General features: G+C 57.1%; 1 rRNA gene. It reads left to right on the forward strand.

Annotated features, from left to right (window positions below):
- Window positions 1-226 (forward strand): 16S ribosomal RNA (locus tag FDX22_RS27375); the annotation flags it as partial.

Raw genomic sequence — 226 nt, forward strand, 5'->3', positions numbered from 1 at the left:
CACGCAGGCGGTCTGTCAAGTCGGATGTGAAATCCCCGGGCTCAACCTGGGAACTGCATCCGAAACTGGCAGGCTAGAGTCTTGTAGAGGGGGGTAGAATTCCAGGTGTAGCGGTGAAATGCGTAGAGATCTGGAGGAATACCGGTGGCGAAGGCGGCCCCCTGGACAAAGACTGACGCTCAGGTGCGAAAGCGTGGGGAGCAAACAGGATTAGATACCCTGGTAG

The organism is Citrobacter sp. TBCS-14 (genome assembly GCF_005280805.1).
Lineage (GTDB): Bacteria > Pseudomonadota > Gammaproteobacteria > Enterobacterales > Enterobacteriaceae > Citrobacter > Citrobacter gillenii.